Annotated in this window: 17 protein-coding genes; 8 read left to right on the forward strand and 9 right to left on the reverse strand. The window is 68.9% G+C overall.

Annotation, left to right across the window (positions count from 1 at the left end):
• Position 1 precedes the first annotated feature (1 nt).
• Positions 2 to 958: an alpha/beta hydrolase gene (locus tag U0177_RS03330; protein ID WP_409569170.1), complete on the reverse strand. Its 957-nt coding sequence runs from the start codon at positions 956 to 958 to the stop codon at positions 2 to 4.
• 486 nt (positions 959 to 1,444) lie between these two features.
• Between U0177_RS03330 and U0177_RS03335 the strand changes: the two genes are divergently transcribed.
• A complete protein-coding gene (locus U0177_RS03335; protein ID WP_409569171.1) occupies positions 1,445 to 3,742 on the forward strand; it encodes a RelA/SpoT family protein in 2,298 nt (765 codons plus the stop codon).
• 198 nt (positions 3,743 to 3,940) lie between these two features.
• Here the strand turns inward: U0177_RS03335 and speB are convergent, their stop codons facing one another.
• The gene (speB, locus tag U0177_RS03340; RefSeq protein ID WP_409569172.1) at positions 3,941 to 4,834 is read right to left on the reverse strand and encodes an agmatinase; all 894 of its coding nucleotides are present in this window, start codon (positions 4,832 to 4,834) and stop codon (positions 3,941 to 3,943) included.
• Between the two features lie 651 nt (positions 4,835 to 5,485).
• On the opposite strand from speB, the gene U0177_RS03345 reads away from it, so the two are divergent.
• The 5 genes from U0177_RS03345 to U0177_RS03365 all read left to right on the forward strand — a co-directional run bounded on the left by U0177_RS03345 (position 5,486) and on the right by U0177_RS03365 (position 10,003).
• Positions 5,486 to 6,499, forward strand: a complete 1,014-nt coding sequence (locus tag U0177_RS03345; RefSeq protein WP_409569173.1) for an IS110 family transposase — start codon at positions 5,486 to 5,488, stop codon at positions 6,497 to 6,499.
• A 336-nt stretch (positions 6,500 to 6,835) separates the two neighbouring features.
• The gene (locus U0177_RS03350) at positions 6,836 to 7,147 is read left to right on the forward strand and encodes an XdhC family protein (protein WP_409569174.1); all 312 of its coding nucleotides are present in this window, start codon (positions 6,836 to 6,838) and stop codon (positions 7,145 to 7,147) included.
• 4 nt (positions 7,148 to 7,151) lie between these two features.
• Complete coding sequence (locus U0177_RS03355; protein ID WP_409569175.1) at positions 7,152 to 7,889, forward strand: XdhC family protein; 738 nt, start codon at positions 7,152 to 7,154, stop codon at positions 7,887 to 7,889.
• Positions 7,890 to 7,901: 12 nt separating this feature from the next.
• Positions 7,902 to 8,951 (forward strand): GNAT family N-acetyltransferase, encoded by a 1,050-nt coding sequence (locus U0177_RS03360; RefSeq protein WP_409569176.1) that lies wholly within the window; start codon positions 7,902 to 7,904, stop codon positions 8,949 to 8,951.
• A 65-nt stretch (positions 8,952 to 9,016) separates the two neighbouring features.
• Positions 9,017 to 10,003, forward strand: coding sequence for a molybdopterin-binding protein (locus U0177_RS03365; RefSeq protein ID WP_409569177.1), 987 nt, complete (start codon positions 9,017 to 9,019; stop codon positions 10,001 to 10,003).
• A gap of 82 nt (positions 10,004 to 10,085) precedes the next feature.
• Here the strand turns inward: U0177_RS03365 and U0177_RS03370 are convergent, their stop codons facing one another.
• A complete protein-coding gene (locus U0177_RS03370) occupies positions 10,086 to 10,448 on the reverse strand; it encodes a hypothetical protein (protein WP_409569178.1) in 363 nt (120 codons plus the stop codon).
• Positions 10,449 to 10,700: 252 nt separating this feature from the next.
• On the opposite strand from U0177_RS03370, the gene U0177_RS03375 reads away from it, so the two are divergent.
• Positions 10,701 to 11,294, forward strand: coding sequence for a ClpP family protease (locus U0177_RS03375; RefSeq protein WP_409569179.1), 594 nt, complete (start codon positions 10,701 to 10,703; stop codon positions 11,292 to 11,294).
• Here the strand turns inward: U0177_RS03375 and U0177_RS03380 are convergent.
• From U0177_RS03380 to U0177_RS03405, 6 genes are all read right to left on the reverse strand, one after another.
• A complete protein-coding gene (locus U0177_RS03380) occupies positions 11,260 to 12,087 on the reverse strand; it encodes an ABC transporter ATP-binding protein (protein ID WP_409569180.1) in 828 nt (275 codons plus the stop codon). The genes U0177_RS03375 and U0177_RS03380 overlap by 35 nt on opposite strands.
• An 81-nt stretch (positions 12,088 to 12,168) precedes the next feature.
• The gene (locus U0177_RS03385) at positions 12,169 to 13,095 is read right to left on the reverse strand and encodes an ABC transporter transmembrane domain-containing protein (protein ID WP_409569181.1); all 927 of its coding nucleotides are present in this window, start codon (positions 13,093 to 13,095) and stop codon (positions 12,169 to 12,171) included.
• Between the two features lie 43 nt (positions 13,096 to 13,138).
• Positions 13,139 to 14,203, reverse strand: a complete 1,065-nt coding sequence (locus U0177_RS03390) for a sensor histidine kinase (RefSeq protein ID WP_409569182.1) — start codon at positions 14,201 to 14,203, stop codon at positions 13,139 to 13,141.
• Complete coding sequence (locus U0177_RS03395) at positions 14,200 to 14,874, reverse strand: response regulator transcription factor (protein ID WP_409569183.1); 675 nt, start codon at positions 14,872 to 14,874, stop codon at positions 14,200 to 14,202. Before U0177_RS03395 ends, U0177_RS03390 begins: the two co-directional genes overlap by 4 nt.
• Positions 14,875 to 14,946: 72 nt before the next feature.
• On the reverse strand, positions 14,947 to 15,915 hold the full coding sequence (locus U0177_RS03400; RefSeq protein WP_409569184.1) for an alpha/beta hydrolase: 969 nt from the start codon (positions 15,913 to 15,915) through the stop codon (positions 14,947 to 14,949).
• A gap of 82 nt (positions 15,916 to 15,997) precedes the next feature.
• The gene (locus tag U0177_RS03405; protein WP_409569185.1) at positions 15,998 to 17,530 is read right to left on the reverse strand and encodes a C45 family autoproteolytic acyltransferase/hydolase; all 1,533 of its coding nucleotides are present in this window, start codon (positions 17,528 to 17,530) and stop codon (positions 15,998 to 16,000) included.
• Between the two features lie 54 nt (positions 17,531 to 17,584).
• Between U0177_RS03405 and U0177_RS03410 the strand changes: the two genes are divergently transcribed.
• Positions 17,585 to 18,364 (forward strand): enoyl-ACP reductase, encoded by a 780-nt coding sequence (locus U0177_RS03410; RefSeq protein ID WP_409569186.1) that lies wholly within the window; start codon positions 17,585 to 17,587, stop codon positions 18,362 to 18,364.
• Positions 18,365 to 18,410: the final 46 nt, after the last annotated feature.

Raw genomic sequence — 18,410 nt, forward strand, 5'->3', positions numbered from 1 at the left:
ATCAGCCCTGCTCCAGCGCCGCCGCGCGCAGCGCCTGCTCGTGCAGCGGCAGCGTCAGCTCGGCGAACGTATCAGCGGTGCGCCAGGTGTGGTCGCCCGCGCCAAACTGCTGGTGCGGCAGCGCGTTAGCCAGCCCGCGCGCCGCCAGGCAGGCCACCAGGTGCTCGCCGCGGTAGAAGTTGGCCTGCCAGGGCTCGTGGCGCTCGGGGCCATAGCCGATCAGCCACGTCACCCGCGCCAGCGCCGCCACGTCGCCGCGCACGATCAGGTTGGCCGGGCTGCTGTGGGCGATAAAGCGCGTGTCGCGCGGCACGCCAAAGGCCGCGTCGAACATCGGGTTGCGGATCACGCTGTCGGCGGCGCGCACCCGCCGGCCGCGATCGGCCGCGTAGAGGAACGTGCCGTCGTAGGCGCCGGCGCTGGCGAACAGGTCGGGCCGCTCGGCCGCGGCCTTGGCGGCCATAAAGCCGCCCAGCGAAAAGCCAATCAGGCCGCGCGCGCGCCCCGCGCCCATGGTCGGGAAGTGCGCGTCGACGTACGGGATCAGCTCGTCGAAGAAATAATCGGCGAAGCGCCCGCTGCCGATGCCCGGCGCGCCGTTGGCCAGCTGCGGCGCGCGCATGTTCACCAGCACGCTGGGCACGGTGTTGTCGTCGCTGGCGAGGCCGGGGAACACCAGGATCAGCGGGCCGAGGCGGCCGGCCGCGCGCAGGCGCAGGTAGGCGTCGATCACATTCGCGCCGTCGCGGCTCTGGTCTTCGGCCGGGTTGATCCACTCGCGCTCGTGGCCGCGCAGAAAGTAGACCGACGGCGCGCGCGCGCCCGGCGGCAGGTCGGGCGGCAGGTACACGAACAGCCGCTTGGCGACGCCAAGCGCGGCGCTGTGGATCTCGATCGTCTGCACGCGCGCGTCGTATGGGCGCGCGGCGAGCTGCTGAGGAGAGCTGCGGCGAGGCAAGCGGCACCTTTTCTGATAAGCGGCGGATCGTCCCTGATTGTACCACGTTGCGCCGCCGCCCTGTATGCTGCCGTGCGATGTCCTCATGGCTCGGGCAAATTGTTGGCTGTGTGGTGAGGTCGCGGGCGCGACCTCACCACCAGCCAGATGTGTTTCTCTCATACCAACTCCGTTTGATTACTTGTGTTTTCTTGTGCGGCGCCCGGCTTTGCCGGGCGCCGCACAAGAAAATGAAGGGGCGGCTTCGCCGCCCCAAACCCCCACCAAAGTGTAAGTCATCAAGCGAATTTGGTATCACCCTGACAGGGAAGCGGGCAGGGGAGGGGTCGAAAGACGTTGCACGAGCCCTGCGCGGGCGTGGATGCCTTGACAACCCCCACCCCCCATGCTATTCTACCCGCTACCAAACCAGCGCCCAACATCGCCGCGGCCGGGGCACGGCTCGCCGGCAACCTGCACCAGGGGCGCCACGCCAGAAAACGCCGTATGGACGCGATCACCGCACCGGCCGCGCTCGGCAATGACGCCGCGACCGACCCCCCTCGCAGCCCCCGTCGCGCCGCCGCGCCACAGGTTCAGCCCCTGCGCGCCGACCCTGAGTTTATGCATAATGCGGTGGCGAACGACCTGGCGCAGCGCTTCGGCGGCTACCAGCAGAACAGCGCCACGCTCGACCGCGACCTGACGACGATTCGGCGCGCCTACGCCATCGCCCACGAGGCCCACAAACCCCAGAAGCGCGTCTCGGGCGAGCCGTACATCGACCACCCGGTGGCCGTCGCCAACCTGCTGCTCGACCTGCGGCTCGACGTCGCGTCGATCGCCGCAGCGCTGCTGCACGACGTCGTCGAAGATACCTCGATCACCAAAGAGCAGGTCGACCTGACCTTTGGCGGCGAGGTCGCGCACCTGGTCGACGGCGTCACCAAGCTCTCGGCGCTCGAGGCGCAGACGAAAGAAGACGCGCAGGTCGGCACCTACCGCAAGATGTTCATCGCCATGGCCGACGACCCGCGCGTGGTGCTGGTGAAGCTGGCCGACCGGCTGCACAACATGCGCACGATCGCCGCCATGAAGCCCGAGAGCCAGCAGCGCAACGCGCGCGAGACGCTCGACATCTACGCGCCGCTGGCGCACCGGCTGGGCATCTGGCAGATGAAGTGGGAGCTGGAAGACAAATCGTTCGCGGTGCTGAACCCGGATAAGTACCAGGAGATCAGCCGGCAGCTGGCGCTGCGCCGCGACGCGCGCGAGAAGATCATCCAGCGCGTGATCGGCCGGCTGCGCCAGGCGCTCGAGAAAGAGGGCATCAAGGCCGACATCACCGGCCGGCCCAAGCATATCTACTCGATCTACCGCAAGATGGAGCGCAAGGGCGTCAGCCTCGACCAGATCTACGACCAGCTGGCCGTGCGCGTGATCGTCAACACCGTCGGCGATTGCTACCAGGTGCTGGGCATCGCCCACGGCATGTGGCCGCCGGTGCCGGGCGAGTTCGACGACTACATCGCCAACCCCAAAGAGAGCATGTACCAGTCGCTGCACACCACCGTGCTGATCCCCGGCGGCCAGCCCTGCGAGATCCAGATCCGCACCCAGAATATGCACGAGGTGGCCGAGCACGGCATCGCCGCGCACTGGCGCTACAAAGAGGGCTTTGGCCGCTCCGACGCGTCGTTCGAGGCCAAGCTGGCCTGGCTGCGCGGCCTGATCGAGTGGCGCCGCGACCTGACCGACGCGCGCGAGTTCGTCGAGTCGATCACCTCCGACGTGCTCGACGAGCAGGTGTATATCTTCACGCCCAAGGGCAAGATCATCGACCTGCCGGTCGGCTCCACGCCGGTCGATTTCGCCTTCCGTATCCACTCCGAGGTTGGCAACCGCTGCGTCGGCGCCAAAGTCAACAACCGCATGGTCCCGCTCGACTACCAGCTGCAGAGCGGTGAGATCGTGCAGATCATGACCACCAAGAACGCGCGCGGGCCAAGCCGCGACTGGCTGAACTTCGTGCAGACGTCGGGCGCGCGCAACCACATCCGGCGCTACTTCAAGCGCCAGCGCCGCGACGAGAACGAGTCGGCCGGGCGCGACCTGCTCGAGAAAGAGCTGAAGCGGCTGGGCCTGAGCATCCCCTACGAAGAGATCGCCCAGCTCTCGGGCGCGCGCACGATCGAAGATCTGTTCGCCAACATCGGCAGCGGCGACGTAACCGCGCGCACGCTGGTGCAGCGCATCCTGGCGCAGCGCACCCGCCACGAGGAAGAGCTGGCCGACCTGCCGCAGGTGGCGCCGCAGCCCGAGCGCAAGACCGACGCCAAAGGCATCTCGGTGCGCGGCGTCGACGGCGTGCTGACGCGCCTGGCCAAGTGCTGCAACCCGGTCGTCGGCGAGCCGATCCTGGGCTTCGTGACGCGCGGCAAGGGCATCACCGTGCACCGCGCCGACTGCCGCACGGTGATCAACGAGCGCGACTGCGCCCGGCTGGTCGAGGTGACGTGGGGCGAGGCCAGCCCGCAGCACGGCCACCCGGTGCTGGTGCGCGTCGAGGCGTGGGACCGCGTCGGCCTGTGGCGCGATATCTCGGGCACCGTCGCCGACGCCGGCATCAACATCCAGGAAGTGCAGCAGGTGCCCACGCGCAAGCCCGACCGCGCGGTGCTGAATGTGACGATGCTCATCCAGAGCATCTCGCAGCTCTCGCACATCCTCGACAAGCTCAACCGCCTGCCCGACGTGATCGAGGCCCGCCGCGAGCAGAACGGCGGCATGGCCGCCAGCGCGTAGCCTCCCTTTTTAACGCAACGATTGTATCTCTGCGTCTGTGCGTCTTTGCGTCAAGAAGCTTGGTTATATCAACTCCGTTTGATTACTTGTGTTTTTGGCGACCCGGCTTTGCCGGGCGCCGCACAAGAAAAAGAATTCGAGGCGGCTTCGCCGCCCCCGAACCCCCACCATAATCCAAGCGATCCGCCAAATTTGGTATTACTTGCGATTTGCCAGCGCCAGCCCAATCGCCTTGTACACCAGCTTGGCGGCCAGAAAGTCGCTGGCGTGCTGGCCTGGCAGCGGCGCCAGCTCGACGCAGTCGAGCGCCACCACATTCGCCTCGCGCGCAACCGTGCGGATAATATCGAGCCCCTCGCTCCAGCTCAGGCCATTCGGCTCGGGCGTGCCGGTGGCCGCCACCAGCGCCGGGTCGAACCCGTCGAGGTCGATCGTCAGGAACACCTTTTTGCCGCGCACCAGATCGGCCAGCGGCGCCAGGTGCCCGCCGGCGTGCACATCTTCGGCGAACCACACGCGCAGGCGCTCGGGCTCGGCGCGGATCAGATCGATCTCCTCGCGGCACACCGAGCGGATGCCGAACTGCACAATCGTCGCGCCCATGTCGAACACTCGGCGGGCGATGCTGGCGTGGCTGTACGGGCTGCCCTCGTACTCGTCGCGCAGGTCGCTGTGCGCGTCGATCTGCACCATCACGAACTCGCCGTGCACCGCGCGCACCGCGCGGGCCATCCCCGCCGACACCGTGTGCTCGCCGCCAAGGCCCACCAGCAGCTTGCCGCTGCGCAGCTGCTCCTCGGCGTAGGCGGCGATCGCGTCGACCATGGCGGCGGGGCCGCTCACCACCGGCGCGATCGCCGGCAGCGTGTGGATGCCGTAGCTCAGCGCCACCTCGTCGTCTAGCTCGCGGTCGTACAGCTCGACTTGGCGCGAGGCCTCAAGGATGGCGCGCGGCCCCTCGCGGGTGCCCTGGCCGTAGCTCACCGTGCCCTCGTAGGGGATGGGCAGCACCAGCGCGGCGCTGGTGTCGTAGGCGCTATGCTCGTCGTCCAGCCCCAGGAAGTTCTGCGGCGGCAGGGTTTCGTATGGCATTGTTTTCCTCGTCGGCCCGGTGGCGGGCGCAGTATTGCCGTTGCACGGGGCGTAGTATACCAAATCTGGTTGTGCGGGCTGGTGCGAGGGCTGCGCGCCCTCGCGCTCTGCGGCACGGCTGCTGCGAGGGCTGCGCGCCCTCGCGCTCTGCGGCAGGCTTTCGTGCTCTGCGGCACGGCTGCTGCGAGGGCTGCGCGCCCTCGTGCTCTGCGGCACGGCTGCTGCGAGGGCTGCGCGCCCTCGCGCTCCGCGGTTAGGGGCCGCTTCAGCCGGAGTGGCTCATGCCCTGGTGGTGCCGATACAGCCGCGCCGGGCGATGAGCAGGCGGGCTAGCTGTGATGTGCCACTCTCGCGCCTTGGGTGGGAAACGCACGTGTTGGCGCGCCACAAGGCATGCGCCACGATGCTCGCATATGCATCCGCTTTCTTTCAGGGGTCCAGGGGCGAAGCCGGGTACCCTCGTATAATGAAAGTGTTCCGGGTGGTGGTGAGGCAGTGGGTACCCGTGCGGCTTTGACCGCGTCCCAGAGATTGTGCCCCCACCACCTTGGATAGCCTCACTCAGAACCGTATCGTGTGGCTCTGACCACGTATCACGAGGAACGAGGGCGCTATCCGTGGAATTGATTTCCTTTTCAGCTTTGGTGACCTATGAATGCATCTGCTTCTGACTATTGCCTGTTTGTCGGCGTCGACATTGCTGCCGCCTCCTTCGCCGCGACCTGGAGCCCAGCTGGCTCGCCGCCTCAGCGTGCGCGTACCTTTCCCCAAACTCCTGAGGGCTTTGCCGCCTTCCAAGCCGCACTCGCCAGCACGGCTGTCCCGCCAGCCCAGACGCTGATTGTGCTCGAAGCCACTGGCAGCTACTGGATCACGCTGGCGGTCACGCTTCACCAAGCTGGCTATGCGGTCAGTGTCGTCAATCCCGCCCACGTCCACGCTTTCGGCCGCTCTCTGCCCCGGCGCGCCAAAACCGATGCGCTTGATGCTCAGCTGTTGACCCTGTTTGCTGTTGAACGTCAACCGTCGCGCTGGACACCGCCTGAGCAGGTCTATCACGAGTTGCGCCAGCGGCTGCTGGTGCGCGATGGCTTGCTGACGATGCGTCAGCAGGCACGCAATCAGCGCCATGCGCTTGAGCAGTGGCCAGTGACGATCCCAGCCGCACTCGCGGCTTTGGACACGGTTGTGACAGAATGTGAGCGGCAACTGGAGACGCTGGAGACGGAGATTGCGACGGTGTTGCAGGAGGGTGCTTGGGCAGAGAGTGCCGCATTGCTGGGGAGCATCAAAGGTATCGGGCTGATCACAAGCGCCTGGCTGCTGGTCGGCACGCTGAACTTTACGGCCTGTGTGTCGGCCGAAGCGGCAGCCGCCTACGCCGGGGTGGTGCCGCTGGCGCGAGAGTCGGGCACAAGTGTGCGCGGACGACGGCAGATTGGGCACGCTGGAAACGCGCGCTTGCGAACCGCCTTGTATATGGCAACGTTGAGTGCTGCACGGCACAATCCAGTGATACGTGGGCAGTATGAGCGATTGCGAGCAGCGGGCAAGCCGACGAAAGTGGCGCGCTGTGCTTGTGCGCACAAGCTGCTGCGACTGGCGTATGCGGTAGTGACGAAAGGACAGGCGTTTGACCCGCACTACGGGAGGCAAAGCGGGTGAAGCGAGCGGATGAGGTGAGCGCGGCAGAGCAACGCCTGCGCGGAGCTGTCCACAACCCAATGGCACAGCACTGAAGGTGTGCCGAGCGATTGCTCGCTGGGAGAGCTGGTTGTGGTCAGGTCGGCGCGGGCCGCCGCAGGCAAAATGGAAAAGCATCTCAAAATTCCTACTTGACAAACAATACCGTATCTCTGGGTGTCGGCGAGGTCCAGGAGGCCGGCGGCGGTCTCCTGGCGCGGGGCACGGGGCCACGTAGGCCCCAAGAGCCACACGCTGATGCGAAAAAAAAAGATCTGTGCTACCATGCACGCACCACCAACAGCGAGGAGAACCCCTATGAAAGACGTACTGCCCGCGATCGAGCAGTGGCGCGCGCGCGGCGAGCACGTGGCGATCGCCACGGTCGTCAAAACGCTCGGCTCGGCGCCGCGCGGCGTCGGCGCCAAGATGGCCGTGTCGTCGGCCGGCAGCATGGCCGGCTCGGTCAGCGGCGGCTGCATCGAGGGCGCGGTGTTCGACGCATGCCAGGAGGCGATCACCACCGGCCAGGCGCGCCTGCTGCACTTCGGCGTCGCCGACGACGACGCCTGGGACGTGGGGCTGGCCTGCGGCGGCACGATCGATGTGTTCGTCGAGCCGCTGAGATAGTTCTATGACAACAATCTACGATACCCTGGCCGCCGCGATCGCCGCCGAGCAGCCCGTGGCGGTGGCAACCGTCGTCGGCGGCGCGGCCGAGCCGGGCGCCAAGCTGCTGGCGCGCCCCGACGGCGCGACGATCGGCGCGCTCGGCGCCGGCCTGCCCGAGCCGGCGATCGTCGCCGATATGCTGGCGATGCTGGCGCGCGCCGAGAGCGGCACGCGCAGCTACCCCGGCGCGTCTGGCGATGTCGAGCTGTTTATCGAAGCCTACCCGCCCCCGCCGACGATGTTTATCGTCGGCGCGGTGCACATCGCCATCCCGCTCGTCAGCTTCGCCAAGCTGCTGGGCTTCCGCACCGTCGTGGTCGACGCGCGCGGCGCGTTCGCAACCCCCGAGCGCTTCGCCCACGCCGACGAGCTGCTGACGCGCTGGCCCGACGAGGCGCTCGAGGGCCGCCTCAACAGCAACAGCTTCGTGGTGCTGCTCACGCACGATCCCAAGCTCGACGACCCGGCGCTCAAGGTGGCGCTGCCCAGCCCGGCGCGCTACGTCGGCGCGCTTGGCAGCCCCAGCACCCACGCCAAGCGCCTGGCGCGCCTGCGCGGCGAGGGCATGGCCGACGAGCTGCTGGCGCGGCTGCACGCGCCGATCGGCCTGAAGATCGGCGGCAATACGCCCGAGGAGATCGCCGTCAGCATCATCGCCGAGATCGTGGCGGCGCGCCACGGGCTCACTGGACGGGCCTGAGGCAGTATGACCGTGCATCTCGAACCTATCACGCACCACAACCTGCACGAGTGCCTGCGCCTCCACGTCGGCCCCGGCCAGCAGCATTTCGTCCCCGCGAATATTGTGTCGCTGGTGCAGGCGTATGTCGAGCCGGCGTTCGTGCCGCGCGCGATCTACGACGGCGACCAGATGGTCGGCTTTGTGATGTATGGGCGCGACCCCGAGAGCGAGCAGGACTGGATCGTGCGCATGATGATCGACGCGCGCTACCAGGGCCACGGCTACGGCCGCGCCGGCCTGCTGCTGGCGCTCGAGGCGCTGCGCAGCCATCCCGGCGGCAGGGGCATCCGCGTCGGCTACCGGCCCGAGGATCTTGAGGCCGCGCGGCTCTACGCCAGCGTTGGCTTTCGCCCCGCCGGCACGCTCGCCGACGGCGAGATCGTCGCCGAGCTGCGGGCCGGCATTGCCCCCGCCGAGCCGATTGTCGCTGCGGTGGTGCTGGCCGCCGGCGCCGCCACGCGCATGGGCCAGCCCAAGCAGCTGCTCGACTGGGACGGCCAGCCGCTGGTGCGCCAGGCCGCCACAACCGCGCTCGAGGCCGGGCTCGCGCCGGTGCTGGTGGTGCTCGGCAGCGTCCACACAGCCGTCGCCGCCGCGCTCGAAGGGCTGCCCGTTCACCCGGTGCTCAACCCCAGCTACGCCGAGGGCCAGAGCACCTCGCTGCGCGCGGGCGTGGCCGCGCTTGGCCACCTGGCCGACGCCGCAGTGGTGCTGCTGGGCGACCAGCCGTTCGTCACGGCGGCGATCGTCGGCCGACTGGTGCAGGCGTGGCGCGCGACCGGGCGGCCGATCGTCGCGCCGGTGTACGCCGGGCAGCGCGGCAACCCGGTGCTGTTCGCGCGCGCGGTCTTCCCCGAGCTGCTGGCGGTCGCGGGCGACCAGGGCGCGCGCGCGGTGCTCGCCGCCGACCGCAGCCGCGTCGAGCTGGTGCCGTTCGACGACGCCCGGCCGCTGGTCGATATCGACACGCCCGAGGATTATGAGCGCCTACGGCAGGCGGCAGCGAGCAGTACGCAGTAGTCGGGCCATCCGCCGACACATCGCTGCTTGCTGCTTGCCGCCGGCTGCCAGCTTCCGGCTGAAGTATGTACCAAGCCACTCTGCCGCCCGAACAGGCGATCGGCCACATCCTGCGCCACAACCTGGCCGACGCGCGCGGGCACAAGGCGTTTGCCAAGGGCCACCGCCTGGCCGAGGCCGACCTGCCGCGGCTGCACGGGCTGGGGGTAGAGCGGCTGCGCGTGGCGGTGCTCGAGCCGGGCGATGTGCACGAAGACGAGGCCGCGCGGCGGCTGGCGGCGGCTGTGTGCGGCCCCGGCATCGCGGCCACCGCGCCAGCCTCCAGCCGGGTGAATCTGCTGGCCGAGGCGCGCAGCGTGGTGCATATCGATGTCGAGCGGCTGCTGCAGATCAACCAGATCGACGGGCTGACGATCGCCACGCTGCCGAGCTTCGCACTGGCGCGCGCCGGCAAGCGCATTGCCACGATCAAAATTATCCCGTTTGCGGTGGAAGAGCAGGCGCTAGCGGCGGCCGAGGCAATCGGCCGAGCGGGCGCGCCGGTGGTGGCCCTGGCGCCGCTGCGGCCCGCCCGCGTGGGCGTGGTGCTGGTCGGCAGCGCCGCCGCGCGCGAGCGGATCAGCGCGGGCGTGCTGCCCGCGATCACCGCGCGGGTGGCCGAGCTGGGCTCGGCGGTGATCGCGACGCACTATGTCGCGCCCGAGGAGCTGGCGGTGGCTGGCGCGATCGGCCAGCTGCGCGATTCCGGCGCCGAGCTGGTGATTGTAGCTGGCGAAACGTCGATCATGGATCGCGACGACGTGACGCCGCAGGGGATCCGCATGGCCGGCGGGCGCGTCGAGCACTACGGCGCGCCCGTCGAGCCGGGCAACCTGCTGCTGCTGGCCTACATCGGCGCCGGCGACGCGCGCATACCGGTGCTGGGCGCGCCCGGCTGCGTGCGCTCGCGCGACACCAACATCGTCGATCTGCTGCTGCCGCGCCTGCTCGCCGGCGAGTACATCGCGCGCCGCGATATCGTCGCGCTTGGGCACGGCGGCCTGCTGGGCTAGCCGCGATACGAGGCAGGGAAAACAACAGCCCCTCGCCTGCATTCGGCGGGGGCTGGCGGCGAAAAGCACAGCAGCGCGGCAATTAGCTCTCGATGCTGATCTCGACTCCTGAGCGCGTCAGCCACATGCGCTGGCGGTCGCGCTGGCCGGATGGCCCGTCGTCGTGCAGGCTGACGCGGAAGGCGCGCTGCTGCTGCGCTTCAAGCGCAAAGGTGTCGAGGATGCCAGGCGCGCCGCTGAAGATCGGCTGGCGCTGCTCGTTCAGCACCCGCACAACAATGCGCAGGCTGAGCGGCCGGCCCGAGCGATTGCGGATCTGGCCCTGCACATACGGCAGGCCCAGCGTGTTCTGGCCGACAAACTGCAAGGGGCCGATCTCGACCTTGCCGCGTAGCGACCAGGGCACCCGCACCTTGCTCGGCTGGATCAACTCCGATACCGCCATCGGCTCCTCCTTGTGTCGTTGCGTGCTGTGGCTGCGTACTTGCGTGTGTAGTAGCATGTATTATCATAGCGCAGGCGCGCGGCGGCCTCAATGAACCCATGGTACTATCTGGCATTGGGCAACATGGATGCGCCGCACTAGGAAGTCGCGCTGCACGGGCGGCCACGATTGTGATCAGCGCACATTCGGGGCTGGCGCCGATATGCTATACTTAACCCGGCCAATGCTGGCTCGTCGCGAGGAGAAAGTAGAATGCCTTCCGTCAGAATTCCAACGATCATTGAACGAACGCCGCGTGGCGAGCGCGCCTGGGATCTCTTCTCGCGCCTGCTGCAAGAGCGCGTGATCATGCTCGGCTCGCCGATCGACGAGGACGTGTCGGTTGCGCTGGTGGCGCAGCTGCTCTTCTTACAGCACAGCGACCCCGAGCGCGATATCTGGTTCTACATCAACAGCCCCGGCGGCAGCGTCCGCGACGGCCTGGCGATCTACGATACCATGCAGCTGATCAGCCCCGACGTGAACACGGTGTGCATCGGCATGGCCGGCAGCATGGCCACCGTGCTGCTTGCCGGCGGCGCCAAGGGCAAGCGCTACGCGCTGCCGAACTCGACGATCCACTTCCACCCGGCCTCGGCCGGCATGGAAGGCTCGGCGCCGGATGTCGAGCGCGCCGTGAACGAGCTGCTGCGCCTGCAGCGGCTGACAAGCGAGCTGATCGGCCAGGGCACCGGCAAGACGGCCAATCAGGTCGAGATCGACTTCAGCCGCGACCGCTTCCTGACGGCTGGCGAGGCCAAAGAGTACGGCTTCATCGATCATATTCTCGATCGGTCGGCTGGCTAGCGCGGAACTGCATCTGGTACAGGCGCGCGTACAGCCCATCGCGCGCCATCAGCTCGTCGTGCGTGCCAAGCTCGGCCACGCGGCCGGCCTCGATCACTGCGACGCGATCCGCCACCTTGATCGTGCTGAGCCGGTGCGCGATGATCACGGTGGTACGGCCGTCCATCAGCCGCTCAAGCGCCTCTTGCACCAGCCGCTCCGACTGATTGTCGAGCGCGCTGGTGGCCTCGTCGAGCAGCAGGATGCGCGGGTCCTTCAGAATCGCGCGGGCGATTGCCACGCGCTGGCGCTGGCCGCCGCTCAGCTTGGTGCCGCGCTCGCCCACCACGGTGTCGTAGCCCTGCGGCAGCGCCACGATGAACTCGTGGGCGTTGGCGGCCCGCGCCGCCGCGATCACGTCCTCCTCGCTGGCGTCGAGCCGTCCGTACAGAATATTCTCGCGAATGCTGCCGCCGAACAGCATGGTGTCCTGCGGCACAATCGCGATCTGCGCGCGCAGGCTCTGCTGCGTCACCGCGCGCAGGTCGTGGCCGTCGATCCGAATGCAGCCGGCGGTTGGGTCGTAGAAGCGCGGGATCATGTTCAGCAGCGTGCTTTTGCCGGCCCCGCTTGGCCCCACCAGCGCCAGGATCTCGCCGGGGCGCAGCTCGAGCGACACATCGTGCAGCACCGGCGCGCCTGCTTCGTAGCCGAACGACACATGCTCGAAGCTGATCTGGCCCGGCCCGGCGGGAAGGCTGGCGGCGCCGGGGGCATCGCGCACGCTGGGCTCGGTGTCGAGCAGCTCGAACACGCGCTGGATGCCGCCAACCGCGGCGCGCAGCTGGGCGTAGATCCCGCCCAGGCCGCCCAGGCTGGCGGCGATCGCAATCCCTTAGATCAGGAAGCCCGAGATCATCGCCAGCGTCAGCCGGCCGGCAATCACCTCGCGCCCGCCATACCAGATCAGCGCGGCGACCGCGCCAAAGCCCAGGAAGGTCATCACCGCGCCGAACAGCGCGTTGTACGTGGCCATGCCCAGCGAGGCACGGAAGGTGCGCGCCATCGCCGCGCCGTAGCGCCCGATCTCGTAGGGCTCGCGCCCGAAGCTCTTGACGATCCGCACGCCCTGCAGGCCCTCTTCCGCCACCACCGTCGAGCCGGCCAGCTCGTCCTGCACGCGCGTGCTCACCTTTTGAATGCGCCGGCCGAACACAAACGCCACGGCGATCAGCAGCGGCGCCACCCCGAGAATAAACAGCGTCAGCTGGGTGTTCAGCGTCAGAATAATCACCACCGAGCCGATCAGCGTGATCACCTGGCTCAGCAGCGCGGTGATGTTGGTGGTGAGCGTCGCGCGCATCTGGGTCACATCGCTCGACAGGCGCGACACGATCTCGCCCACCCGGCGCACGCTGTAGAAATCGAGCGAGAGCTGCTGCAGGTGCGCGTACAGCGCGGTGCGCAGGTCGTAGACGATGTGCTCGCCGACGTAGGTGAGCAGGTACGACTGCGCGAAGGTGAACAGCCCCTGGAATAGAAACAGCCCCAGCAGCGTGCCGGCCAGCGTGTTCAGCGGGCCGTAGGCCTTCGTCTGCGTCACGGTATCGAGCAGCCGCACGATCACCAGCGGAAACGCCAGGCTCACGCCGCTCGAAAGCAGCAGCGCCACCAGCGCGAGCGCCATATGCCCGGTGTACGGCTTCAGGTAGGCCAGCAGGCGCCGCCAGCTCAGCGCGGGAAGCGCGCTGGCCGGCGTGGCCGCGTCGCGTGCGCGCGCCTCGGCATATGCCGCGCGGCGCTGCTCGGGATCCTCAAACATCGCTTGGTTCTCCTCCATATGCGGCCGGCAATCGCGGCGCGGTTTATTGCTGTGCGAGCGGCAGCGCCACCGTGAAGCTGGCGCCGGCGCCGGGCGTGCTGGCGGCGCTGATCGTGCCGCCGTGCAGCGCGACGATCTTCTGGGCGATCGCCAGCCCGAGGCCGCTGCCGCCGCGCGCGCGCTCGCGCGATGCGTCGGCCTTGAAAAACCGCTCGAACACATGCGGCAGGTCGGCGGGCGCGATGCCCACGCCGCTGTCGGCGACGCACACCAGCGCGCACGGCCCTTGCCGCCCCAGCGACACGCGCACGCTGCCGCCGCCCGGCGTAAACTTGATGCTGTTGTGGATCAGGTTGCTCCACACCTGGCTCAGCAGCTCTTCGTCGGCGGTGACGCTTAGCTCGTCGAGCGACACGTCGAGATCGAGCGATTTCGCGCTCCACTGCGGCTCGCACGCCAGGATCACGTCGCGAATCTGGCGGTCGAGCCGGAACGGCCGTGGCTCGAAGCGCGCGCTCTGGGCGTCGAGCGCGGCCAGCTTCAGCAGGTTGTCGCTCAGCTTCGAGAGGCGCATGCTCTCGGTTTCGATGATCGTGAGGTAGTGCGCGCGCTCGGCCGGGCCAAGCTGCTCGCTGCGCAGCGCCCGCGCGAACCCGCGGATGGATGTAAGCGGCGACTGGATCTCGTGCGACACGTTCGAGACGAACTCCTGGCGCATAGCCTCGAGCTTGTTCAGCTCGAGCGCCATGGTATTCACGCTCTGCGCCAGCGGGCCGACCATGCGGTTTTCTTCAAGGTGCTTCTCGAGCCGCACGTCGAAGTCGCCCCTGGCGATGCGCTCAAGCGCGTCGATGATCGGGCCGAGCAGCCCCATCTCCGGCACGCCGCGCCGCGCGATCGAGATCTGCGTAAGCATCCAGACCACCAGAAGCGCCAGGAACAGGCCGATCAGCGCGTTGACCAGCTGGGCCACCAGCGCAGGCGGGGTGTAGCGCAGCAGCGCGTACAACTGCGCCGTGAGGAAAAACGCAACCGTCACCATCGCCAGCAGAAACGCAATGCCAAAGAGCATTGCGGACAGCCCGCGCAGCAGCTCCCACTTCTTCATTGGCGCACCTCGATGCGATAGCCCAGGCCGCGAATCGTTCGGATGCGGAATGAGTGGCGATCTTCGGGGAAGCGCTCGCGCAGCCGGTTGATATGCACGTCGAGCGTGCGCTCGTTGCCGGCGAAATCGTAGCCCCAGATATCTTCGATCAGCTGATCGCGCGAGAAGGTTTGGCCGGGGTAGCTGGCCAGCTTGAACAGCAGCTCGAACTCCTTGCGCGGCAGCGTGAGGCTTTGGCCGCGCACGCTCACCTCGAAGGTCCGGCGGTCGATCCGCAGCTCGCCGAGCTGCACCGTCTGGGCGCTGGCGATGCGGTAGCGCTTGAGCAGCGCCTGCACCCGCGCCACCAGCTCAAGCGGCTCGAACGGCTTCACCAGGTAGTCGTCGGCGCCGAGCGCGAAGCCCTTGATCTTCTGGGCCGTCTCGCCCTTGGCCGTGAGCATCAGCACCGGCAGATCGCCATAGGCGCGCAGCTCGCGGCACAGCTCCCAGCCGTCCATACGCGGCATCATCACGTCGAGAATCGCCAGGTCGGGCCGCGTGGTTTCGAGCAGCGCCAGCGCCTCCAGGCCATCGGCGGCCTCGTGCACCGCGAAGCCGGCATCGCGCAGAAACACGCGCACCAGCTCGCGGATATTCGGATCGTCGTCGACAACCAGTACGGCGCTCATAGCAGGCTCCTTTCGTTGGAATGAAGCGAGGATACACCGGCTATGTAAACTGAATGCAAACGCGGCGCGGAGCTACGCCAGGTGTTGGGCGAGCCAGCCGGCCGCCTCAGCCAGCGTAGCGTGGCCGATGGACAGCGTGAGGTGGCTGGCGCCGGGCACCAGGCGGAAGGTGGCGTGGGGCGGCGCGGCCTGGCGCACCTGCGCGGCCTGCGCCGGCTTGACGATCGCGTCGGCGCCGCCGTACAGCAGCAGCAGCGGCGCGCGGATGCGCGGCAGGCTGCCCAGCAGGTCGAGCGCGTCGATCAGATCCCAGGTGCTGATCGCAGCGCGGATCGGCGCGGCCGCCCAGGCGCTGGCCAGCTGGTAGGCGCTGCAGTCGCGGAACATCGCCAGCGCGGCCGGGCTGAGCAGCCGCAGGCCCTCGCGCCACATGTCGGCGCGCGTGAAGTGCAGCCTTGGCGGCGCCTCCATCACCACCAGCGCGTCGGCGGGCACGCTATCGGCCAGCGCGCGCGCGGCAATGCAGCCGCCCAGGCTCAGCCCGAGCACCCCCACCCGCGCGAAGCGTGCGCGCAGCCACGCCACCGGCACGGCCACGTCGTCGAGCATATCGGGGAAGCGCTGGGCGCGCGGGTTCTCGCCGTGGCCGTCGAGGTCGACAAGCAGGGCGGCCAGGCCCTGGGCCAGCAGCGCGTCGACCAGCCACCATGTGTAGGCGGCCTTGTGGTCGCCCGAGCCGTGCAGCACGCACACGGCGGCGCGCGTGCCGCCAGCCGGCTCGATCAGGATGCCTGGCAGGTGGCCATAGGCCATGCTCAGCTGCACATCGCGCACGCGCCGATCGGCGTGCGGCCCCGGCCGCAGGCGCCGGCGCGGGTCGCTGGCGCGGTTGCGCAGGCTGCTGGCGGCCAGCTGCGCGGCCAGCGCCAGCGGCGCCGCCAGGCCAAAGGCCAGCGCGCGGCGGGCGCGCCCAGGCGGCATGCCCAGCGGCGCGGCCAGCGGCACAGCCAGCAGCGCCCGCCGCGCCCGCGCCCCAGCCACGCCAGGCCCCACCAGCCGCAGCGGCCGGCCAGCAGCTCGAGCGCGGCGAGCCAGAACAGAAATGCGCGGAAAAAGCTCGCGATCATGGCTCCACTTCGAGGTACGCCAGCGGGTCGATTGCGCTCGGGAATGGCATACGCTGCCCAGGCCGCGCCCCGGCAGCGCGCGCCAGCGCCGCCTGCTCGGCGGCGCGCTCGGGCTGGCGCAGCGCCCGGTACACCTGCGCCAGCATCAGGTGCAGCGGCGCGCTGGCGCCGTCGAGCGCCAGCGCTTGCTCAAGCGCCGCCAGCGCCTCGGCGTGCCAGCCGCCGGCGTAGTGGCGGTAGGCGCGCGCGGCGGCGGCCATGCCGCTGGCGGGCACCGGCGGCTCGGCCAGAGCGGCCATGCTTTCCAGGCCAAAGCCAAGAAAGCGGCCCTGCGACGCGGGCACGCGCGGCTCGGCCAGCCACATGCGCCCGCTGGCGGGCTGCATCACCATGCTGAACGACGTGATTGGGCGGCAGATCGTGCGCAGGCGCTCGGGCGGCTGGATGTAGCCATGCCGCTCGCGCGGGTAGGGGTCGCGCAGGATCGCCACCGCATCGGCGACGCCGAGCGGCCTGGGCTGCGCGAGCAGCTCGGCGTAGGCGCTGTAGCGCCCCTGGCTGTTGCCGCTCTCGCCGGGGCGGCCGCCCGGCGGGCCGGGCCGGTCGTCGGCTGCGGTGATCGGCGACACAAAGCTGTTGGCGCTCCACACCGCGTCGTCGTGCATCTCGCGCACGGCCAGCGTGCTGCCAATCGTCTCGAGCGCCACGGCGCGGTTGCCGGCGGCCTCGCCAACGATAATGCTGTCGGCGGTGGGGCGCGGCAGGTGCCGGCGCAGGGTGGCCACGGCGGCGTCGATCGAGTCGGCGTGCTCGAGCAGGTCGCGCAGGGCGATCACGAAAGGCGTGCAGCGGCGCGGCGCGCCGCGCAGCAGCGTGGCGCCCGCGCGGGCGATCGTGTTGTCCCATGCCACGCTGATGCCGCGCGCCGACATACCGGCATTCACCCCGACGCTGCCGAGCATGTTCAGCTGGGCGAACGGCGCGCCGCCGGCCGGGCGATAGCAGATCAGCGCCAGGTAGGGGTTGATAAACGCCTGCGCTGGGTCGAGCAGATCGTAGTTGTAGCCGTGCAGCAGCGCGCCGTCGGCCGTGCGGCGCCCGCGCACCGCGAACTCGCTGCAGCCGCTGCCCAGGTACAGCTCCCAGATCACGTTGATCAGCACTGCCTCGAGCAACGGCACGCCCACGCCGTCGGCCAGGCCGCGCATCTCTTCCAGGTACTGCTGGGGGATGAACGGCACAAACGCGCGCGCCTGCGCCAGCAGCAGCGGCCGGGCGATCAGCCGCGCCAGCGCGCGCGGCAGGCCTAGCAGGCGCGCGACCTCGCCGCCAAGGTAGCGGTAGGCATCGCGGCGGAAGCGCAGGATCTCGGCGCGCGCCAGCACGCCGTGCTGCAAGCCCAGCGCGTAGGGTTTGCCGGCCAGGTGCAGCACCAGCATCTCGCCGAGGCGTTCGCGGCGGGCTGGCGCCAGCAGCGCGGCGCGTTCGTGGGCCGGCAGCCGGGTGGGGTATTTGTCCTGATTGCGCATCCGTTGTATTATAGCGCCCATTCCATGGGCAAGCGTCAAACGGAGGGATGGACTATGGGCCTGCTCGACGGCAAAAAGGGCCTGATAATGGGCGTGGCGAACGACCACTCGATCGCCTGGGGCATCGCCCAGGCGCTGCACGCCGAGGGTGCCGAGCTCGGCTTCACCTATGTCGGCGATGCGCTCGAGCGGCGGGTGCGCCCGCTGGCCAGCAGCCTGGGCTCGCGGCTGATCGAGCCGTGCGACGTGCAGAACGACGCGGCGATCGACGCGCTGATGGGCAAGGTGCGCGAGGTCTACGGCTCGCTCGACATCTTGATACACGCGATCGGCTTCGCCAACAAAGAGGAGCTGAGCGGCCCATACCTCAACACCACGCGCGCGGGCTTCCGGCTGGCGCTGGACGTGAGCGCCTACTCGCTCACCGCCGTGGTGAAGGCCGCGCAGGATCTGCTGAACCCCGGCGCCTCGATCATCACGCTCACCTACCATGGGTCGCAGCAGGTAGCCCAGAACTACAATGTGATGGGCGTGGCCAAGGCCGCGCTCGAGGCGAGCGTGCGCTACCTGGCCAACGACCTCGGCCCGCGCAATATTCGAGTGAACGCGATCAGCGCCGGCCCGATCCGCACGCTGGCGGCCTCGGGCATCGCCGGCTTCCGCACCATGCACAAGCAGTTCGCCAGCGTCGCGCCGCTGCGCCGCAACATCACCTCCGAAGATGTTGGGAAGACGGCGCTGTGGCTGTGCAGCGACTGGGCCAGCGGCGTCACGAGCGAGACGATCTACGTCGACGCCGGGTTCCACAATATTGGCGTGGCGCTGCCGGAATAGCCGCGGCCAGGCGAAACGAAAAAGGAGACACGAGCAATTGCTTCTC

The sequence above is a fragment of the Kouleothrix sp. genome, assembly GCF_046328425.1.
In the GTDB taxonomy this organism is placed as follows: domain Bacteria; phylum Chloroflexota; class Chloroflexia; order Chloroflexales; family Roseiflexaceae; genus Kouleothrix.